The sequence below is a fragment of the Bradyrhizobium algeriense genome, from assembly GCF_036924595.1.
GTDB lineage: Bacteria > Pseudomonadota > Alphaproteobacteria > Rhizobiales > Xanthobacteraceae > Bradyrhizobium > Bradyrhizobium algeriense.
Map to the genome: position 1 here is coordinate 19,190 of NZ_JAZHRV010000001.1, position 15,761 is coordinate 34,950.

Consider the following 15,761-nt stretch of genomic DNA (forward strand, 5'->3'; position numbering starts at 1 on the left):
CGCTATTGCCCCGTTATGCCTGCGCGCCCAATTCGGCGCGGTCGAGCTCTTCTTCCACCTGGTGGAAGGCGTCGTCGCCGATCTCCTCGAAACGACGCATCCGCAGCAGCGCTTCCCGTGCCGCGCCGATGGCGCGGCGGCGCAGCGGATCGGCCGGCAGCTCGCTGCTCGCGATGCCGAGTTCGGGTTCGGTTTCGGCGCGCAGCAGCACGGCGCGATATTCCAGCCGCAGGATCTCGGCCTCCTCGGACGGATCGGATTCGATCGCCTCGAGCGCGGCGCGATAGGCGATGCAGCGGGCTTGAGCGGCCTCGCGCGCGACCGGATCGTCCTCCTCGAATTTCAGCGCGAGGATCACCGGCCGCAGCGTCAGGCCCTGGACCACGAGCGTCCCCAGCACCACGGCAAAGGCCGTCAGCAGGATGAGATCGCGATACGGGAAGCTCTCCGGCAGCGCGAAGGCGGCCGCCAGCGTAACGATGCCGCGCATCCCGCACCAGGACACGATGATGCCGCGTTCCACCGTCGGTACCGCGGGAGACACATGGGAAGGAAGCAGGCCGTGCGCGTTCAAGGCGCGCAGCAATGCGCCATATGGCATCACCCAGGCGACGCGGGCGAGGATCACGACGGCGAGGATCGCGGCGGCAAAGCTGCAGTACTTGAACCGCACCTCGTCGTCGAGCCCGGACCAGATCGGATTGAGCTGCATGCCGATCAGAATGAACGCCAGCACGTTGAGCACGAACACGACGGTTTCCCACACCGCATAGGAGGCCACGCGCAGCCGCGCCGGGGTACGCTCGGGTGCGGTGCGGGCGATCGTGATCGCATAGGCGACGATGGTGGGAATGCCTGATAGACCGATATGCTCGGCGACGATCCACACCATAAAGGTGCCGGCGAATTGGGTGATGATTGCGCTCGGCGCCTCGGTGATGCGGCGTGTGATCTTCGTCCAGACCCGCGCGAACAGGAATCCGGCAATGAGGCTCCCGAACAGCGCCAGCGCAACGGACGGCACGAACTCGTGCACCTTCATGTGCTCGGCGGCAACCAGGCCGACCGCGACGCGGTAGATCAGGAGCGCGCTGGCATCGTTGAGCAGGCTTTCGCCTTCGAGGATCTTCTGGATGCGGTAAGGCAGGTTGACCTGGCGCAGGATCGCAGTGGCCGCCGCGGCGTCGGGCGGTGCCACGATGGCGCCGAGCGCGATCGCGACCGCCCATGGCATGTCCGGGCGAAGCCAGTGCGCGACGACAGCGACCGCGGCGGTCGTGACCCCAACCGCGACCAGCACCAGTGTCGATACCGGCAGCCAGTTGTTGCGGAGGTCGCGCAGCGAGGTGTCGAAAGCCGCATCCAGCAATACCGGCGCCACGAACAGCGCCAGCGCCAGATCAGGCTCCAGCGTCCACTTTGGACCTGATGGCGCGAAGGCCAGCAACATGCCGCCGATCGCAAGAAATGTCGGATAGGGCACCTTGAGCCGCCGCGCCAGCGCGGACAGCAGCACTGCGCCAAGCAGCAGCCCGATTATCCATTCGAATGCTAGCAAATCTGGGATTCCTGCCGGCCGAGATCGATGTCGCCATCAATCTAGCATAAAAGCCGGCGGATCTTCCTGATTGGAAGAATCGGACAGTCGCCCAATTCGGCTACTGCGCCATCGCCAATATGCCGCCGGCGAAGGAATGCCAGAGCGGCGTAGCACTGATCGGCCAGTTCAGGAGCTTGACGGCGATCAGCGCGAGGCCGCCGTAGACATAGACCGGATGCGGCCGGCCGCGCGTGCGCCAGTCGTGGACGATCGCGGCCACCAGCAGGAGATAGGCGACGAAGGCGGGCGGGATGGTCACCGGCACCGGCGGAGGGCCGAGGGGGCCGGGAGGCGCCAGGAAGGTCAGAAACCAGCGCGCGACCGCGGCGTCCAATAGCGAGATGCCGGCCAGCAGCATCAGCCGTTTGTGGGTTTCCGGCCGGCGGATGGCCGCAATGGCGAGCGCGAAGACCACCGCGAAGAACAGAATTCCGCTTAGCGGAACAATCGCGAATGCGATTCCCTCGTCGGTCAGTCCCGCCGCGGCGGAGCGCTTCATCGCATTGACAGCCACCATGAAGCCGAAGATCGTCATCGCGGTCGCCAGCGAGACGCCGATCATGCCGATGGTGCGGTGCCGGGCGACCCGGCCAGACGCGGCAAGCCAGCTCTGGAATACGAAATAGAGCGACCAGGCGAAGAATAATAGGCCGTGAAAATGCACAACGGGCGAGGCCGAAAACGATCGCTTCGCCAGTGGCAGCCAGTAGGTCGGTGCAAAGCCGAGAAAGGCGACGGCCATGCAGGCCAGCGCCATGTAGAAAAAGAAGTAACCTGATTGGGATTGCGCGATGGCGCGCGGCGGATTGAAGTCGGTCAATGTGGTCATGGTTGTTGAGTCCGCTAAAACTGCAAAAGGTTCACAGCAGATTTTCTCACGGATTGTATTCTTCCGTCTGTGAAGAGAATTACGTTTCCCGCGGGTCACGTTTCTGCCAAAATCTGTTCTTGTGCGAACGGGAAATTTGCAGGTTGCTTGTCGAAAACGCAGGTCGCTTGCTAGGATCGCGCCGCAATCGACAGCGCTTTCCGGATCAATTGATGCGAGGCTATCCCGATATCCGCAACCTGGTCGTGGCCTCTCTGCTGTGGATTGTGTTTGCACATGATGCGTGGGCGACCGGCGCCGAGCCGGTCAAGGATCTGAAGATCGACCCGGCGCCGTGCCTTGCTGCTGCCCATGCAAAGGACGACGACAAGACGCTCAGCACGTGCGGCGCGCTGATCGACAATGCAAAGACCGAAAAGGCCGACCGCATCAAGGCGCTGATTGCGCGCGCCTCCGCCTATGAACGCAAGGATATGATCGACCGCGCGATCGCCGACTATGACGGCGTGTTGCGGCTCGATCCCGGATACGCCGATGCTCACAATGCGCGCGGTGAACTCTGGCGTAAGAAAGGTGATCTGCCCAAGGCGGTGGCCGATTTTGCCGCGGCGATCAAGCTGAATCCGGATCACGTCGTCGCAAGGGCCAACCACCGGGCGCTAGCGCAGGAGGCGGAGCGACAGGGCGTGCTGAAGGCGATCGCCGGCAAGCCGAGCTTCAACTGCGCAACTGCCCGCCGCAAGGTGGAGAAGGCGATCTGCGCCAATCCCGAACTTGCCGATCTCGATCGCGAAGTCCACGCGGCCTATGTCAAGGCGGCCGCCGCAAAGATGACCCCGCAGCAAGCCCGCACGCTGCGGCGGGAGCAGCAGGAATACCTTGCCCGGCGCGATGCGGAATACGGCCGCCGGCCCGACTACGATCTGAAAAAGGCCATGCGCGACCGCCTGCAAAAGATCAACGGGATCGTCGGCTACTAGACTACAACATGAACAGCCCGAGGCCTTCGACAACTTCCCGCTTCGTTGTCTCGGTCCGGCTCCGCGCCTTTTCCGTACCGCGGCGAATCACGTCGAGCACATAAGCCGGATCTTTGGCCAGTTGCGTCCTTCGTTCTCGCGTCGGCCCAATCAGCGCCTGCAGGATGTCTTCGAGACGGCGCTTGATCTTGCTGTCGCCGAGTCCGCCCCGCCGATACTGCGCCTTCAGCTCTTCCAGCGTGGTGCGGTCCTCGTCGAAAGCATCCAAATAGGTGAAGACGACATTGCCTTCCACTCGCCCGGGATCTTCGACCCGCAGATGATTCGGGTCGGTGAACATCGCCTTCACTGCCGCCGCGATCTCGTCCGGCGAGGCCGAAAGGGCGATGGCATTGCCGCCGGATTTCGACATTTTCGCTTTCCCGTCCACGCCCGGCAGCCGCCCCGCCTGCGGAATGACGGCCTGCGCTTCCGGCAGGACTGCCCGTCCGGCCGTGGTGTTGATACGGCGCACGATCTCGTTGGTTTGTTCGATCAGCGGCGCCTGATCCTCACCCACCGGCACTACAGTTGCCTTGAACGCGGTAATGTCCGCCGCCTGCGCCGCAGGATAGCAAAGGAAGCCTGCCGGGATGTCGCGTCCGAAGCCGCGGCCGCGGATCTCGTCCTTGATCGTGGGGTTGCGTTCCAATCTGGCGACGGTCACGAAGTTCAAATAGAGCATCGACAGTTCGGCCAGCGCGGGCAGGTGGGATTGTAGGCAGATCGTGGTCTTGGCTGGGTCGATCCCTATGGCAAGATAGTCGAGCGCCACCTCCATCACACCGAGCCGCACCTTGTCGGGGGTGTGCGCATTGTCGGTCAGGGCTTGCGTATCAGCCAGGAGGAGAAACTGCTCGTGGGTGTCCTGAAATCGCAGACGGTTGAGCAACGATCCGGCATAGTGGCCAATGTGCAGAGGGCCGGTGGTGCGGTCGCCTGTCAGAACAACGGGTCTGGTCATGAGGTGTCCTCGTGAGATGAGGGGAACACCGCATGGGGGATCATCAAAACAAAAGGCCGCCCTTGCGGCGGCCCCAGATGCAATGAAACGTCCGGCCGCCCTGTCAGAAGGCCAGCCACCAAAGTTTGACAATGATCATCGTGCGTTTCATGGAAGTTTCCCTAGGCTATGCACGGATGCGGGTCAACACATAGCGTTGCGTGAATAACGACAAGGGGCTCGGACCTGGATTTATTAATGGTCCTGAACCTGGGCCATATTGGCCCGATTAGGGGGAGATGCCCCGAGTTTTCGAACCTTGGGAAGATCAGCGGCGACCAAGTGATCGGGCGCGGCATAACCGCGCGTACTTCATTTATTTTGAAGAGCCGATGATGCGACCATTTGTTTCGCCATTTGCCGCAAGCGCGGCCTTTGCCATTGCAATCCTGACCTCCTTCGGCGCCCCGGCTCAGCCGGCCGCCGAGCCGCCGGTCATCTGTGCGGCGCTTTCGGCCGCCGAGCCCGCGAAGGTGATCGAGGTTTGCACCGCGCTGATCGACAATCCGGCGACGCCGCAAGCCGACCGGCTCGACGCCACGATTACCCGCGCCGCCGCGTTGCATAACAGCGGCCAGACCGGCAAGGCCCTGGCCGAAATCGATACCGTCATATCCAGGGATCCCAACCGGGCCCGGGCCTTCCGCGCCCGCGGTGAAATCCTGCGTCAGACCGGCAAAATGGAGGCTGCGCTCGAGGCGCTGAACCAGGCCATCCGGCTCGAGCCGGACAATGCCAATGGTTACGCCAACCGTGGCAACGCTTTCAACAACGCCAAAAAATACGACCGCGCCATCGAGGACTATAACGAAGCGCTGCGGCTCCAGCCGGATTTCGCGCAGGTGTTTTCGGATCGCGGCGCCGCCTGGTACTTCAAGGGCGAGTATCAGAAGGCGATCGCCGATTACGACGAGGCGCTGCGTCTTGAGCCGCACCGCGCGCGCACCTACAGCAACCGTTCTGCAGCTTACCGCAAGCTGGGCCGTGCGGAAAAAGCGATTGAGGACGTCACCGCGGCGATCCGGATCGATCCGACGCAGCCGGAATTCTTCGACAATCGAGGCCTCGACCTCGCCGGCAACGGCGACTACGCCCGCGCGATCGCCGACTACGACGAGGCGATCAAGATCTGCCCCGAAGCGAAATTCCTCACCAACCGCGGCGATGCCTACCAGGCCAGGAAGGATTACGACCGTGCCATCGCGGACTACGACGCGGCATTGAAGCTCGATCCAAAATTCCAGCGCGCCTACAACAACCGCGGCGCGGCCTGGGTCAAGAAGGGCGACCGCCGCCGCGCGCTGCAGGATTATGCGGAAGCCGTCCGTCTCAACCCTTCCGACAGCACCGCCGCCGCCAATCACAAGGATATTGCGCAGGAGATCGAACGGCTGGGCTCGCTGAGCTACCAGAAGAATCTGCCGAGCTTCAATTGCACCACCGCGAAACGTCAGGTTGAAAAGGCGATCTGCGCCGATCCCGGTCTCGCCCAGCTCGACCGCAACATCAACGACGTGTTTCTGCGGGTGATCGCCAATGCGGAATCCGACAGCCATCGCGCGGCGCTGGCGCTGACCCGGCAGCAGCGCGATTTCATCGAGAAGCGCAACGCGTCGTTCGGCAAGCGCGGCTATGACCTCCGTCAGGCGATGGAGGACCGGCTGGAGAAGCTCAATACGATCGCTCGGCAATAGGCTTTTGCAGAACGGCTGGTCTGTTCCGGCTTGATCTCCCACCGCTTCCCGTGACAATGCGTTCAAGAAATGCGGCCTGAATTTGATCCTGGTCAATGGCAGGGTGCCCGGCACTCGCCCATGTCAGGGCTTCCAGAGCTGCCCCAAGAACGCGTTGAGCGGGAGTGCGCCATGAACGTTCAGAACAACAGCCGCTATCACGAGGTCCATGCCCGTTCGCTTAGCGACCCCGAGGGCTTTTGGGCCGAGGCGGCGCGCGAGATCGACTGGATCGAGCCCGCCAAAAAGATATTCGATCCCTCGATGGGGACTTACGGCCGCTGGTTCGCCGGCGCTGTGGTCAACACCTGCTACAACGCGCTTGACCGCCATGTCGCGGGCGGACGCGCGGATCAAGTCGCGCTGATCCACGATTCGCCGCTCACCAACTCCATCTCGAAATTCACCTATGCCGAGATGCTCAAGGAGGTGCAGACGCTCGCCGCCGTGATGGCCGATTTCGGCGTCGCCAAGGGCGACCGCGTCATCCTCTATATGCCGCTGGTGCCGGAAGCGGTGTTTGCGATGCTGGCCTGTGCGCGGATCGGCGCGGTGCATTCGGTGGTGTTCGGCGGCTTTGCTGCGAAAGAGCTTGCAACCCGGATCGAGGACGCCAAGCCGAAACTGATTTTTTCGGCAAGTTGCGGCATCGAGCCCGGCCGCATCGTGCAGTACAAGCCGCTGCTCGACGAGGCGATCAAGCTCTCGAGCGTCAAGCCCGAGAACTGCGTCATCCTGCAGCGGGCGCAGCATCCTTGCGAACTCACGGCCGGCCGCGATCACGACTGGGCAGCGTTGCGCCGTGCTGCGCTCGCTGCCGGCAAGGCCGCGCCGTGCACGCCGGTGCTGGCGACCGATCCGCTCTACATTCTCTACACGTCCGGCACGACGGGAATCCCGAAGGGCGTCGTGCGCGACAATGGCGGGCATCTGGTCGCGCTGAAATGGTCGATGTTCAACCTCTACGGCGTCAAGCCCGGCGAGGTCTGGTGGTGCGGCTCCGACATCGGCTGGGTGGTCGGCCACAGCTACATCGTCTACGGGCCGCTGATTCATGGCGCCACGTCCATCATGTATGAGGGCAAACCGATCGGCACGCCGGATGCCGGCGCGTTCTGGCGCGTGATCTCGGAACACAAGGCGGTCGCCCTGTTCACCGCACCGACCGCGTTCCGCGCCATCCGCAAGGAAGACCCGGATGGCGCGTTCATCCGCAAATACGATCTGTCGAAATTCCGCACGCTGTTTCTGGCCGGCGAGCGCGCCGATCCGCCGACGGTGGAGTGGGCGGAAGCACAGTTGAAGGTGCCTGTCATCGATCACTGGTGGCAGACCGAAACCGGCTGGTGCATCGCCGGCAATCCGGTGGGGCTCGGTATGCTGCCGGTCAAGCACGGCTCGCCGACGGTGCCGATGCCGGGCTATCAGGTCGACGTGGTCGACGAGGCATCCAGGCCGGTGCCCGCGGGCACCATGGGCTCAATCGTGATCAAGCTGCCGATGCCGCCGGCCTGCCTGCCGACCTTGTGGGAGCAGGATGCGCGCTTTAAGGAAGCCTACCTCACGGAGTTTCCCGGCTACTACAAGACATCCGACGCCGGCTACAAGGATGAGGACGGCTATGTCTGGGTGATGGGCCGCACCGACGACATCATCAATGTCGCCGGCCACCGGCTCTCCACCGGCGGCATGGAGGAAATTCTGGCTTCCCATGCCGACGTCGCCGAATGCGCGGTGCTCGGCATCAAGGACGCGATCAAGGGCGAAGTGCCCTGCGGCTTCCTGGTGCTGAAGGCCGGCGTGACGCGCGCGCCTGCCGAGATCGAAAGGGAGATCGTGGCGCTGGTGCGCGACAAGCTCGGGCCCGTCGCAGCCTTCAAGCTCGCGATCACGGTCGGCCGGCTGCCGAAGACCCGCTCGGGAAAAATCCTGCGCGGCACCATCAAGAAGATCGCCGACGGCGAAAGCTGGACCATGCCGGCCACCATCGAGGACCCCAAGGTGCTCGACGAAATCGGCGACGCGCTGAAGGGCAGGGTGTAGGGCTTCGGGGTCAAGCCAATCGCTTGAACCCGGCCATGAACAGCCTGGCGCACGTGCGGCTAGCCCAGCAGCTCTTCAGTGACTTCGTCGGAGAACCGCTTTCTGATTCCTGCAATGAGGACGCATTCGGGATCATCCGGGACTACCGTTGCGCCCGGCATGCCGTGATCAAGCAGGGCGCGCGCGCAGCCGGTCCAATCGCCACCTTCGACCGGCTCGTTAAGGGATGCCCATCCGAGTGTGCCGCTGGCGTTGTCGCCATAGCCGTGCTGTTCCGTCCAACTCGCACCGTGTTCGAGTAGGAAGCGAGTCAGCCCGGCATTGCCGCTGAACACTGCGAGATTGAGGGCAGAGGCGTCCCAGTCGCCGCCGCGCACCGCAATCGGCCAGCCCAGCCTGACCATCAGCCTGACGGCGTCGTCGGCGCCTGCTGCTGTCATATCAGGCAGCAATCGCAATTGTGCCGGCGACAGCGAGGCCGGCAGGTCGGGGCGCCGCGAAGCCATCGCGCGTGCCTCGGCTTCGTCGCCGCGCGCGCACGCGGCAATAAAGCGTTCCTCGTCGGAAATATCAGGCGCGTCAGTTCGCGCCCGCAGCAGGGCGGCAGCGTCAGTAAGCCCGAATTGCAGCGCCAGCCGGTACGGGCTGACGCCTTCCGCCGTCGGTCGCGATGGATCGGCGCCCGCATCCAGCAGTGCCTTCACATGGCGTGGCCGTCGGCGATAGATCGCCCATGTGAGCGGCGAACCCCAATCGGTCAGCGGCGGATTTCGCGCCGGCTCGTTCGGATCGCCGCCATGCTGCAGCAGAAGCTTCAGCGCAGTGTCGTCGTCGAGATCGATCGAACGGTAGATCGCATTGCTTTCTGCGATGCGCGCGCCGTGCTCCAGCAGCAGACGCGTGCACGCTGGATTCTCCAGCGAGTGATAAAGCGATTCGCCGTCATTGGGGTCCGCACCGGCTTTGAGCAATAGTTTGGTCAATACCGGATCGTGGTTGCTACCCGCGGCGCCGTAGAGCGTGGAGAGCGGACAGCGCTGATCCGGCTCGCTCAGGGATCCCGGCGGCCAGCGGCTGTAGATGTGCTGGTTGACGTCGGCGCCTGCCGCGATGAGCTGCTGCACGCTGCGATGCAGGCGCTCGCGAAATTCCTCCACGCGTAGCAGGCTCGAATGTGCGACAGCGCAAAGCGGCGGCAATCGCAACGGGCCACCAGGCCGGTTGACCCATGCCGGATCGGCTTGCGTCGCCTGCTGCAGCACGCGTTCGTCGCCGATCGCGCAGGCAAGATAAGGATCGCCTGCGACGAGGTCGGGATCATCGGCCAGAATCCGTAAAGCAACGCGCGGGTTGGCGCGGTTGACTGTGCCGCTGACGTCGCCGGAATAAAGCAGCTGGGCCCAGTGCAGGACGCGAACGGCGCGCTCATTCTGCGTGACCGCCTGCACCTCGACGTAACGCTTCAAGTCAGGCCAGGATGCAAAGCCGTGTTCGCGCGCGATGCATGATTGCGCATCGTGCAGGCGCAGTCCCCGGGACGAAAGGTCTTCATCGCTGAGGCCCGCCGTTGCCGGCAGCGCGTGCCGAAACCGCGCCATCGCCGCCGCATCGCGGCTTCGATAGCGGCGGATCAATTCCTTTGCTTGTTTCTTCAGATGATCGAGGTTCAATCGATCGGGAGACCGGTTCATCAAACACCTCCGTGCATGACATCGCCGACGGCCCGCAATACCGGCTGCACAAAGGCTCTAGATGTCGCTCGAAAGCTGCAAGTGGGTTCAACCCTTCCCGCGGGCCCGGGAGCGGCTTGCACCGCATCCGCTACAATATGGCCAGTGCAGGCGATGGTCAAATTGGCCGGATAGGCACGGCTCCAGGGTAGAAAAATCCCGGCCGCGCAGCTGGCGGCCGGGATCTTTATTGCAAGAACGTTCGATCAGTAGGCGCAGACGTTCACAGTGCGCAGGCGCATGCCGCGGCGGGTTTCGACCCAGCGCTGTTGCAGGCAGCCGTTCAAACCGGTGTCGACATAGACGCCGCCGAAGCCGACGCCGATGGCGGGACCCCAGCCGTGGCCCCAATGATGATGGCCGTGGTAAAAGCCGCCGGCGGAAGCGGGCGCTGCAGCGGCAATGGTGAGCGCGGCGGTGGCGATCAGTCCGAGGGTCATCTTGCGAAACATTTTAAATACTCTCCAATTGATTGGCACGAGGCCGTTGTTGCGTCCCTGCCCATCAGTCGGGCCGACGACGTTCTGCGTTCACGTACGAAGGGGAGAATCGTGTTTCAGGAGTGTTTCGTGGCGCGAGATCCGCGGAAATCCTTGTCATCCTGGTAACCATCCTGCGCCGCCCGGTAGCGTGCGGCCATGGCCTGGGTGAGTTCGGCCATCCTGTCGCGCAGCTCGGCCGGTGCCAGCACCTCCGCCTCCGCGCCGAGACGCAGCAGCTCGGCGGCTGCATGCCACACCGTTTTTCCGATCGGCACGACAGCGATCCGCCAGCCGGAGGCATCTGCGGCCTCCTCGATACGGGTGCGCGTCCTCACGTAAGGCTGGCTCAAGGCGTTGAGCAGTTTTATGCCGAACGGCGACAGCCGCACGGTGGCGTAGTTCGGATGCATCTCGGCTTCGAGCCGGATCGTTGCGGCTTGCCAATAGGCGGCGAGATCGAAACCGGCGGGCCGGACGCAGCGCTCGTCCAGAACGTTGCAGTCGAGAACGCGTGCCACGCGATAGGTGCGCACGCTGCCATCGACGTGCCCTGCGAGATACCAGCTGCCGCCTTTCAGCACGAGGCCGAGCGGCGCGACGCGACGGCGCTTCTCGGCCCGCCAGCTCTGGTAGCGGATTTCGATCAGGTTTTCGCGCAGCAGCGCGCTCGCAATGGCGCGCAGATGCTTCGGCTGCTCGGTTTCGCCGAACCAGCTTGGGGCATCGAGATGAAAGCGTTCCTGCATCCGGCCGGCGTCCGGACGCAGGTTGGCCGGCAGTGCCGCCATCAGCTTGGTCTGCGCCGTCAGCATCGCAGCATCGAGGCCAAGCGCGGCCGCGGGACCCGGCAGTCCCGTCATGAACAGCGCCTCGGCCTCCGGTTGTGACAGTCCGTTCAGCCGCACGCGATAACCATCGAGCAGGCGGTAGCCGCCTTCCGCGCCGCGCTCGGCATAGACGGGAATGCCGGCCGCGGCGAGCGCATCGATGTCGCGATAGATGGTGCGCGCCGAAACCTCGCAGGCCTCCGCGAGTTCGGGCGCGGTGACCTGTCCCCGCGCCTGCAGGGTGGTGAGGATCGAAAGCAGCCGGCTTGCGCGCATGATCCCTTAAACCATACCTGACACAGGATGTCAGGTATGGTCAGGCATAGAAGGTCCGTTGCCCGCGAGGGCCCAATGGAGACTGCCAATGACCAGCAATGACCGCATCGCGCTTTATTATTCGCCGCAGACCCGCGCGACGGGCACGCGGGTGCTGCTGGAGGAACTGGGAGCCCCCTACGATCTCCATGTCCTGAACATGAAGGCGGGCGAGCAGCGCCAGCCGGCCTATCTCGCCATCAACCTGCTGGGCAAGGTGCCGGTCATTCGCCACGGCGAGGCGCTGGTGACCGAGCAGGTGGCGATCTACATCTACCTCGCCGACCTGTTTCCGGGAGCCGGGCTGACGCCGGCGCTCGACGATCCCTGCCGCGGTCCGTATCTGCGCTGGATCGCCTATTACGGTTCGTCCTTCGAGCCTGCCTTGATCGATAAATTCATGAAGCGCGAACCGGCCCCTGTGTCGCATTCGCCATATTCCGACTACGACTCCATGCTCGGCGCATTGGAGGCGCAGCTTTCCAGGGGACCCTATCTGCTCGGAGAACGCATGACGGCGGCCGACATTCTCTGGGGTGTGGCGTTCAGTTGGACGATGATGTTTGGCTTCGTGCCGCGAAAGGACATATTTGCGGCCTATGCCGAGCGCATCACGTCGCGGCCCGCCTTCCAGCGGATCACCGCGTCCGATGCCGAAATGGCGGCGCAGCACGCGGCAGCTTGCGGCGGGTGAGCGGCACCACGGGTTCCCTGATGACAAAGACAGTTCACACGACCAACTGTTTCGACACCTTCATCCAGGTCGCGGAGGATTGCCCCGCGCGTACCGGTGAGGAGCCGCCGGCCCGCGCGGGGAATCCGACGGTCGCAGGCCTGCAATACAGGATGATTGCGGAAGCGCCCTACAAGTACACCTCCGACGACGTCATATTCGCGACCTCCGCCCACGGCCGGCAGCTCGATGCGAAGGCGACGAAGAAGGCGCGAAGCCTTGCCCGCGACGAATTCTTCTCCAAGGGGCAGGCGTGTCTGCGCGCGTCAGGGCTTGGCAAGCGCTTCGGCTGGGGCGTGCATGCCGATGCCGAGGGGCGCGTCGCGATCTACGCGGTCGACAGCAAGCGCTACCAGGCGCTTGCGCGCGATCCCGATATAAAGCAGGTCCGGGCGATGCGGACGAAGCGGGCCTGAATTTTTCCATAGCGTTTTCGAGCGAAGTGGGTAACCGGTTCGCGTGAAGAAAACGCGTCGAAACTGGAATCTAGAGTCCCGTTCCGATCTTATCGGAACGGGACTCTAGGCTTCTCAGAATTTCGGCGGGCGCTTCTCGGCAAAGGCCTTGATGCCTTCCTTGATCTCGGCGCTGCGCATGCTCTCGCGATGACGGAGGTCGGCGGCTTCCTCGTCGAGTTTACCGCGGGCGAATTCATTGATGGCGCGCTTCATGCCGCGCATTGCGAGCGGCGCGTTGCCGGCCAGAATGTTGGCGAGCCGGTCGACTTCCTCGTCGAGCGCTTCCTCCGGCACCATGGCGGTGAGGTAGCCGATCCGCAGCATTTCGGGTGCTGAGATTTTCTGCGCGGTGAGAAACAGCATTTTGGCGTTGTCGACGCCGAGCCGCGACACATAGCGGGCGATGCCGCTCTTGTAATAGTGCAGGCCGAGCCGCGCCGCCGGCATGAACATTTCAGCCGTATCGACGCCGATGCGGAAATCGCAGGCCAGTGCCAGGTCGGTCGCGCCGCCATAGACGCCGCCATTGAGCCGGCAGATCGTCGGCACGCCAAGGTCCTCCAGGCGGTCGACCACCGCTTCGAATGCCGATCCCGCGCTCGGCTGCGCGTTCGCGCTTGTTGCGCGGTCGGCCACTGAATTGAGATCGTAGCCGGCGCTGAAAGCGCGGCCGGTGCCGGTCAACACCAGCACGCGGATCGCGGGATCGGCTTCGATCCGGTCGAACAGCTTTACGAGGTCGCCGAGATCCTCGCTCTGCAGCCGGTTCAGATGTTTCGGCCGGTTGAGGCGGATGGTGGCGCGCGCGCCTGTGACTTCAAGTATCGGCGCGCTTGCTGTGTCGGCTGCTTCACGCATGCTGTTCTCCATTGTTCTTGCTTGTTTGATCATTTGTTTTCTTGCGCGCGCCGTTGGGCCTCGGCATCGATGGTTTCGGCCAGATCAGGATGCCGCGCCATCAGCAGGCGAAAATCCACGAGATCGAGCACCAGCAGCCGCGTCACCTTGGTGGTCGTGACATTGGCGCCGCGCACATTGTTGCCGAGCAGCGCCATCTCGCCGAAGAACGCGCCCTCGCCGAGCGCCACTTTCTTGCCGGGCAATTCGACCTCGGCCTCGCCATTGGCGATGAAATACATGCAGTCGCCCTGCTGGCCCTTGCGGATAATCATGGTGCGCGCCGGCAGGTCCATGGTTCGCAGCATGTGCGTGACGTCGGCGATCGCGGCCGGGCCGAGGGTAGCGAAGAACGGCACCTTGCTGACGGTCTCCCACGTCTTCAGGAAATTGTCGCGGCGGGTCTCGGCGGCAAAGCCGGTCGCCAGAATACCGGTCCAGAGCCCGAACACGCCGAGGCCGGAGATCATCACCAGCGCCGCGACCATGCGGCCGAGCGGGGTGATCGGCACCACGTCGCCATAGCCGGTCGTGGTCAGCGTCACCACCGCCCACCACAGCGCCGCCGGCACGCTGCCGAAGGTCGCCGGCTGTACGTCGCGCTCCAGGAAATATTCCGCGACCGACGCCAGAAACACCACCATCAGGAAGATCACGAGCACGCTGAGCAGCGGCCCTGATTCCAGCACCAGCACGCGCCGCAACTGCCGCAGCCCCGGAATGCCCGGAACGACCTTGAGCACCCAGAGGATGCTGAGCAGCCACGCCGTCCTGGGCTCGATGCCCGCGAGGAGCGCTGCCGGCACGGCCAGGGCGCCGATCGCGTCGACGACCCCGCTGCTGGAGAGCGCGTAGAGCGATAGCCGCCCTTGCCCCGCCATGTGGCGCAGCCGAACCAGCCATTCGAACACGAAATAGACGAGGCACGTCCACAGCACCGCGTCGACCCAATGGTGCGCCGCCTCGTAGGCGGGGGCCACGGTGAGCACCACCATCGCCGCGACGCCGGCCGCCACCGCGGCATAGGCCGCCTTGGTCATGTTGCGGCCGGCCGTCTTGGCGGTGAACCGAGCCAGTGCCGAGAGAACGAGCCGCTTGGACATCGGTGAGGAGGGGCCTGATGGGTGCGATGAGCTGGATAACAGTCAAGCCGCAGCGTGACCAATGTCCGCAAAGTGCCTGCCAGCGGCGAGGCCGTCAACGACGGCCTTCACACGGTGCCACGCGTCCTTAGGACAACCGGCCCGCCCGCGACCGGGAGCCGGGGTGAGGGGCGAATTTTACCCGGGAATCGTGAGAAACCCGACAAATCGTCGTTCTTTCCTCGTATATCAAAATGGCCCCGCGGACATTACGATAGCGGGCACTGCAGCAGAATCGTGAAAACACGTTTAGATATTGGTTGGTTTCCGATGGATACGTCTCATCTGGCACAACACGCAGGAACCGCCGGCGCGCTGTTTGCGACAATTTTCGTGGTCGCCACCACCACGATGAAGACCATGATCCCGTTGCGGGTGTTCGGCATTCTCGCCAACGTGATCCTGATCCTGACCGCGATCCCGGCCCGCAACTACCTGGTGATCGTGGTGCAGCTCGCCATGCTGTTCGTCAACTCCTATCGCCTGCACCAGATGCTGCAACTGGTGCGCGACGTGAAGAAGTCCGTCAACAGCGACCTCTCGATGGAATGGCTGAAGCCGTTCATGACCGAGCGCCAATGTGCAGCCGGCGAGATCCTGTTCTACAAGGACGAAAAGGCCGAGGACATGCTCTATATCGTCAGCGGCAAGTTCAAGCTGGTCGAGTCGGGCATCGTGCTGCCGGTCGGCGCCATCGTCGGCGAAATGGGCATGCTGTCGCCGTCGAACACGCGAACCCAGACGCTGGAATGCGTGGAAGCCGGCCTCGTCCTGAGCGTCAGCTACACCAAGGTCGAGGAGCTCTACGTGCAGAACCCGGCTTTCGGCTTCTATTTCCTTCGCCTGATCAGCGCGCGGCTGTTTCAGAACCTCGAGACGCTGCAGCAGCAGTTGAACCAGCAAACGGCTTCCGCCGCCGCGCCGAAGCCTGCATAGAGGCCGGGAGCCCA

General features: G+C 63.7%; 14 protein-coding genes. 6 read left to right on the plus strand and 8 right to left on the minus strand.

Annotation, left to right across the window (positions count from 1 at the left end):
* Nucleotides 1-13: 13 nt before the first annotated feature.
* Together V1286_RS00110 and V1286_RS00115 are read right to left on the minus strand one after the other, a co-directional pair.
* The gene (locus V1286_RS00110) at nucleotides 14-1,558 is read right to left on the minus strand and encodes a cation:proton antiporter (protein WP_334476720.1); all 1,545 of its coding nucleotides are present in this window, start codon (nucleotides 1,556-1,558) and stop codon (nucleotides 14-16) included.
* Nucleotides 1,559-1,658: 100 nt separating this feature from the next.
* Nucleotides 1,659-2,429 (minus strand): hypothetical protein, encoded by a 771-nt coding sequence (locus V1286_RS00115; RefSeq protein WP_334476721.1) that lies wholly within the window; start codon nucleotides 2,427-2,429, stop codon nucleotides 1,659-1,661.
* Nucleotides 2,430-2,641: 212 nt separating this feature from the next.
* Here V1286_RS00115 and V1286_RS00120 point away from each other — a divergent pair, with 212 nt between their 5' ends.
* On the plus strand, nucleotides 2,642-3,409 hold the full coding sequence (locus tag V1286_RS00120) for a tetratricopeptide repeat protein (RefSeq protein ID WP_334476722.1): 768 nt from the start codon (nucleotides 2,642-2,644) through the stop codon (nucleotides 3,407-3,409).
* A 1-nt stretch (nucleotide 3,410) separates the two neighbouring features.
* Here the strand turns inward: V1286_RS00120 and trpS are convergent, their stop codons facing one another.
* A complete protein-coding gene (trpS, locus tag V1286_RS00125; protein ID WP_334476723.1) occupies nucleotides 3,411-4,412 on the minus strand; it encodes a tryptophan--tRNA ligase in 1,002 nt (333 codons plus the stop codon).
* A gap of 371 nt (nucleotides 4,413-4,783) precedes the next feature.
* Here trpS and V1286_RS00130 point away from each other — a divergent pair, with 371 nt between their 5' ends.
* Together V1286_RS00130 and V1286_RS00135 are read left to right on the plus strand one after the other, a co-directional pair.
* Complete coding sequence (locus V1286_RS00130; RefSeq protein ID WP_334476724.1) at nucleotides 4,784-6,145, plus strand: tetratricopeptide repeat protein; 1,362 nt, start codon at nucleotides 4,784-4,786, stop codon at nucleotides 6,143-6,145.
* Nucleotides 6,146-6,316: 171 nt separating this feature from the next.
* Nucleotides 6,317-8,227: a propionyl-CoA synthetase gene (locus V1286_RS00135; RefSeq protein WP_334476725.1), complete on the plus strand. Its 1,911-nt coding sequence runs from the start codon at nucleotides 6,317-6,319 to the stop codon at nucleotides 8,225-8,227.
* Nucleotides 8,228-8,286: 59 nt separating this feature from the next.
* Here the strand turns inward: V1286_RS00135 and V1286_RS00140 are convergent, their stop codons facing one another.
* The 3 genes from V1286_RS00140 to V1286_RS00150 all read right to left on the minus strand — a co-directional run bounded on the left by V1286_RS00140 (nucleotide 8,287) and on the right by V1286_RS00150 (nucleotide 11,542).
* Nucleotides 8,287-9,918 carry a hypothetical protein gene (locus V1286_RS00140; protein WP_334476726.1) on the minus strand — a complete coding sequence of 544 codons (1,632 nt, stop codon included), beginning with the start codon at nucleotides 9,916-9,918 and terminating at the stop codon, nucleotides 8,287-8,289.
* Nucleotides 9,919-10,163: 245 nt separating this feature from the next.
* Nucleotides 10,164-10,409, minus strand: a complete 246-nt coding sequence (locus tag V1286_RS00145) for a hypothetical protein (RefSeq protein ID WP_334476727.1) — start codon at nucleotides 10,407-10,409, stop codon at nucleotides 10,164-10,166.
* 104 nt (nucleotides 10,410-10,513) lie between these two features.
* A complete protein-coding gene (locus tag V1286_RS00150) occupies nucleotides 10,514-11,542 on the minus strand; it encodes a helix-turn-helix transcriptional regulator (protein WP_334476728.1) in 1,029 nt (342 codons plus the stop codon).
* A gap of 88 nt (nucleotides 11,543-11,630) precedes the next feature.
* Here V1286_RS00150 and V1286_RS00155 point away from each other — a divergent pair, with 88 nt between their 5' ends.
* Both V1286_RS00155 and V1286_RS00160 read left to right on the plus strand, forming a co-directional pair.
* Complete coding sequence (locus tag V1286_RS00155) at nucleotides 11,631-12,275, plus strand: glutathione S-transferase family protein (protein WP_334476729.1); 645 nt, start codon at nucleotides 11,631-11,633, stop codon at nucleotides 12,273-12,275.
* Nucleotides 12,276-12,295: 20 nt separating this feature from the next.
* Complete coding sequence (locus tag V1286_RS00160) at nucleotides 12,296-12,730, plus strand: DUF6157 family protein (RefSeq protein WP_334476731.1); 435 nt, start codon at nucleotides 12,296-12,298, stop codon at nucleotides 12,728-12,730.
* Nucleotides 12,731-12,844: 114 nt separating this feature from the next.
* Here the strand turns inward: V1286_RS00160 and V1286_RS00165 are convergent, their stop codons facing one another.
* Together V1286_RS00165 and V1286_RS00170 are read right to left on the minus strand one after the other, a co-directional pair.
* A complete protein-coding gene (locus V1286_RS00165; protein ID WP_334476733.1) occupies nucleotides 12,845-13,630 on the minus strand; it encodes an enoyl-CoA hydratase/isomerase family protein in 786 nt (261 codons plus the stop codon).
* Nucleotides 13,631-13,659: 29 nt separating this feature from the next.
* Complete coding sequence (locus V1286_RS00170) at nucleotides 13,660-14,772, minus strand: cyclic nucleotide-gated ion channel (protein WP_334476735.1); 1,113 nt, start codon at nucleotides 14,770-14,772, stop codon at nucleotides 13,660-13,662.
* 309 nt (nucleotides 14,773-15,081) lie between these two features.
* Here V1286_RS00170 and V1286_RS00175 point away from each other — a divergent pair, with 309 nt between their 5' ends.
* Nucleotides 15,082-15,747: a Crp/Fnr family transcriptional regulator gene (locus tag V1286_RS00175; protein ID WP_334476737.1), complete on the plus strand. Its 666-nt coding sequence runs from the start codon at nucleotides 15,082-15,084 to the stop codon at nucleotides 15,745-15,747.
* Nucleotides 15,748-15,761 lie beyond the last annotated feature (14 nt).

Coding starts and splice junctions, on each gene's coding strand:
- V1286_RS00115 (WP_334476721.1), bottom strand. CDS start 2,429: ATGACCACATTGACCGACTTCAATCCGCCGCGCGCCATCGCGCAATCC.
- V1286_RS00120 (WP_334476722.1), top strand. CDS start 2,642: ATGCGAGGCTATCCCGATATCCGCAACCTGGTCGTGGCCTCTCTGCTG.
- trpS (WP_334476723.1), bottom strand. CDS start 4,412: ATGACCAGACCCGTTGTTCTGACAGGCGACCGCACCACCGGCCCTCTG.
- V1286_RS00130 (WP_334476724.1), top strand. CDS start 4,784: ATGATGCGACCATTTGTTTCGCCATTTGCCGCAAGCGCGGCCTTTGCC.
- V1286_RS00135 (WP_334476725.1), top strand. CDS start 6,317: ATGAACGTTCAGAACAACAGCCGCTATCACGAGGTCCATGCCCGTTCG.
- V1286_RS00140 (WP_334476726.1), bottom strand. CDS start 9,918: ATGAACCGGTCTCCCGATCGATTGAACCTCGATCATCTGAAGAAACAA.
- V1286_RS00145 (WP_334476727.1), bottom strand. CDS start 10,409: ATGTTTCGCAAGATGACCCTCGGACTGATCGCCACCGCCGCGCTCACC.
- V1286_RS00150 (WP_334476728.1), bottom strand. CDS start 11,542: ATGCGCGCAAGCCGGCTGCTTTCGATCCTCACCACCCTGCAGGCGCGG.
- V1286_RS00155 (WP_334476729.1), top strand. CDS start 11,631: ATGACCAGCAATGACCGCATCGCGCTTTATTATTCGCCGCAGACCCGC.
- V1286_RS00160 (WP_334476731.1), top strand. CDS start 12,296: ATGACAAAGACAGTTCACACGACCAACTGTTTCGACACCTTCATCCAG.
- V1286_RS00165 (WP_334476733.1), bottom strand. CDS start 13,630: ATGCGTGAAGCAGCCGACACAGCAAGCGCGCCGATACTTGAAGTCACA.
- V1286_RS00170 (WP_334476735.1), bottom strand. CDS start 14,772: ATGTCCAAGCGGCTCGTTCTCTCGGCACTGGCTCGGTTCACCGCCAAG.
- V1286_RS00175 (WP_334476737.1), top strand. CDS start 15,082: ATGGATACGTCTCATCTGGCACAACACGCAGGAACCGCCGGCGCGCTG.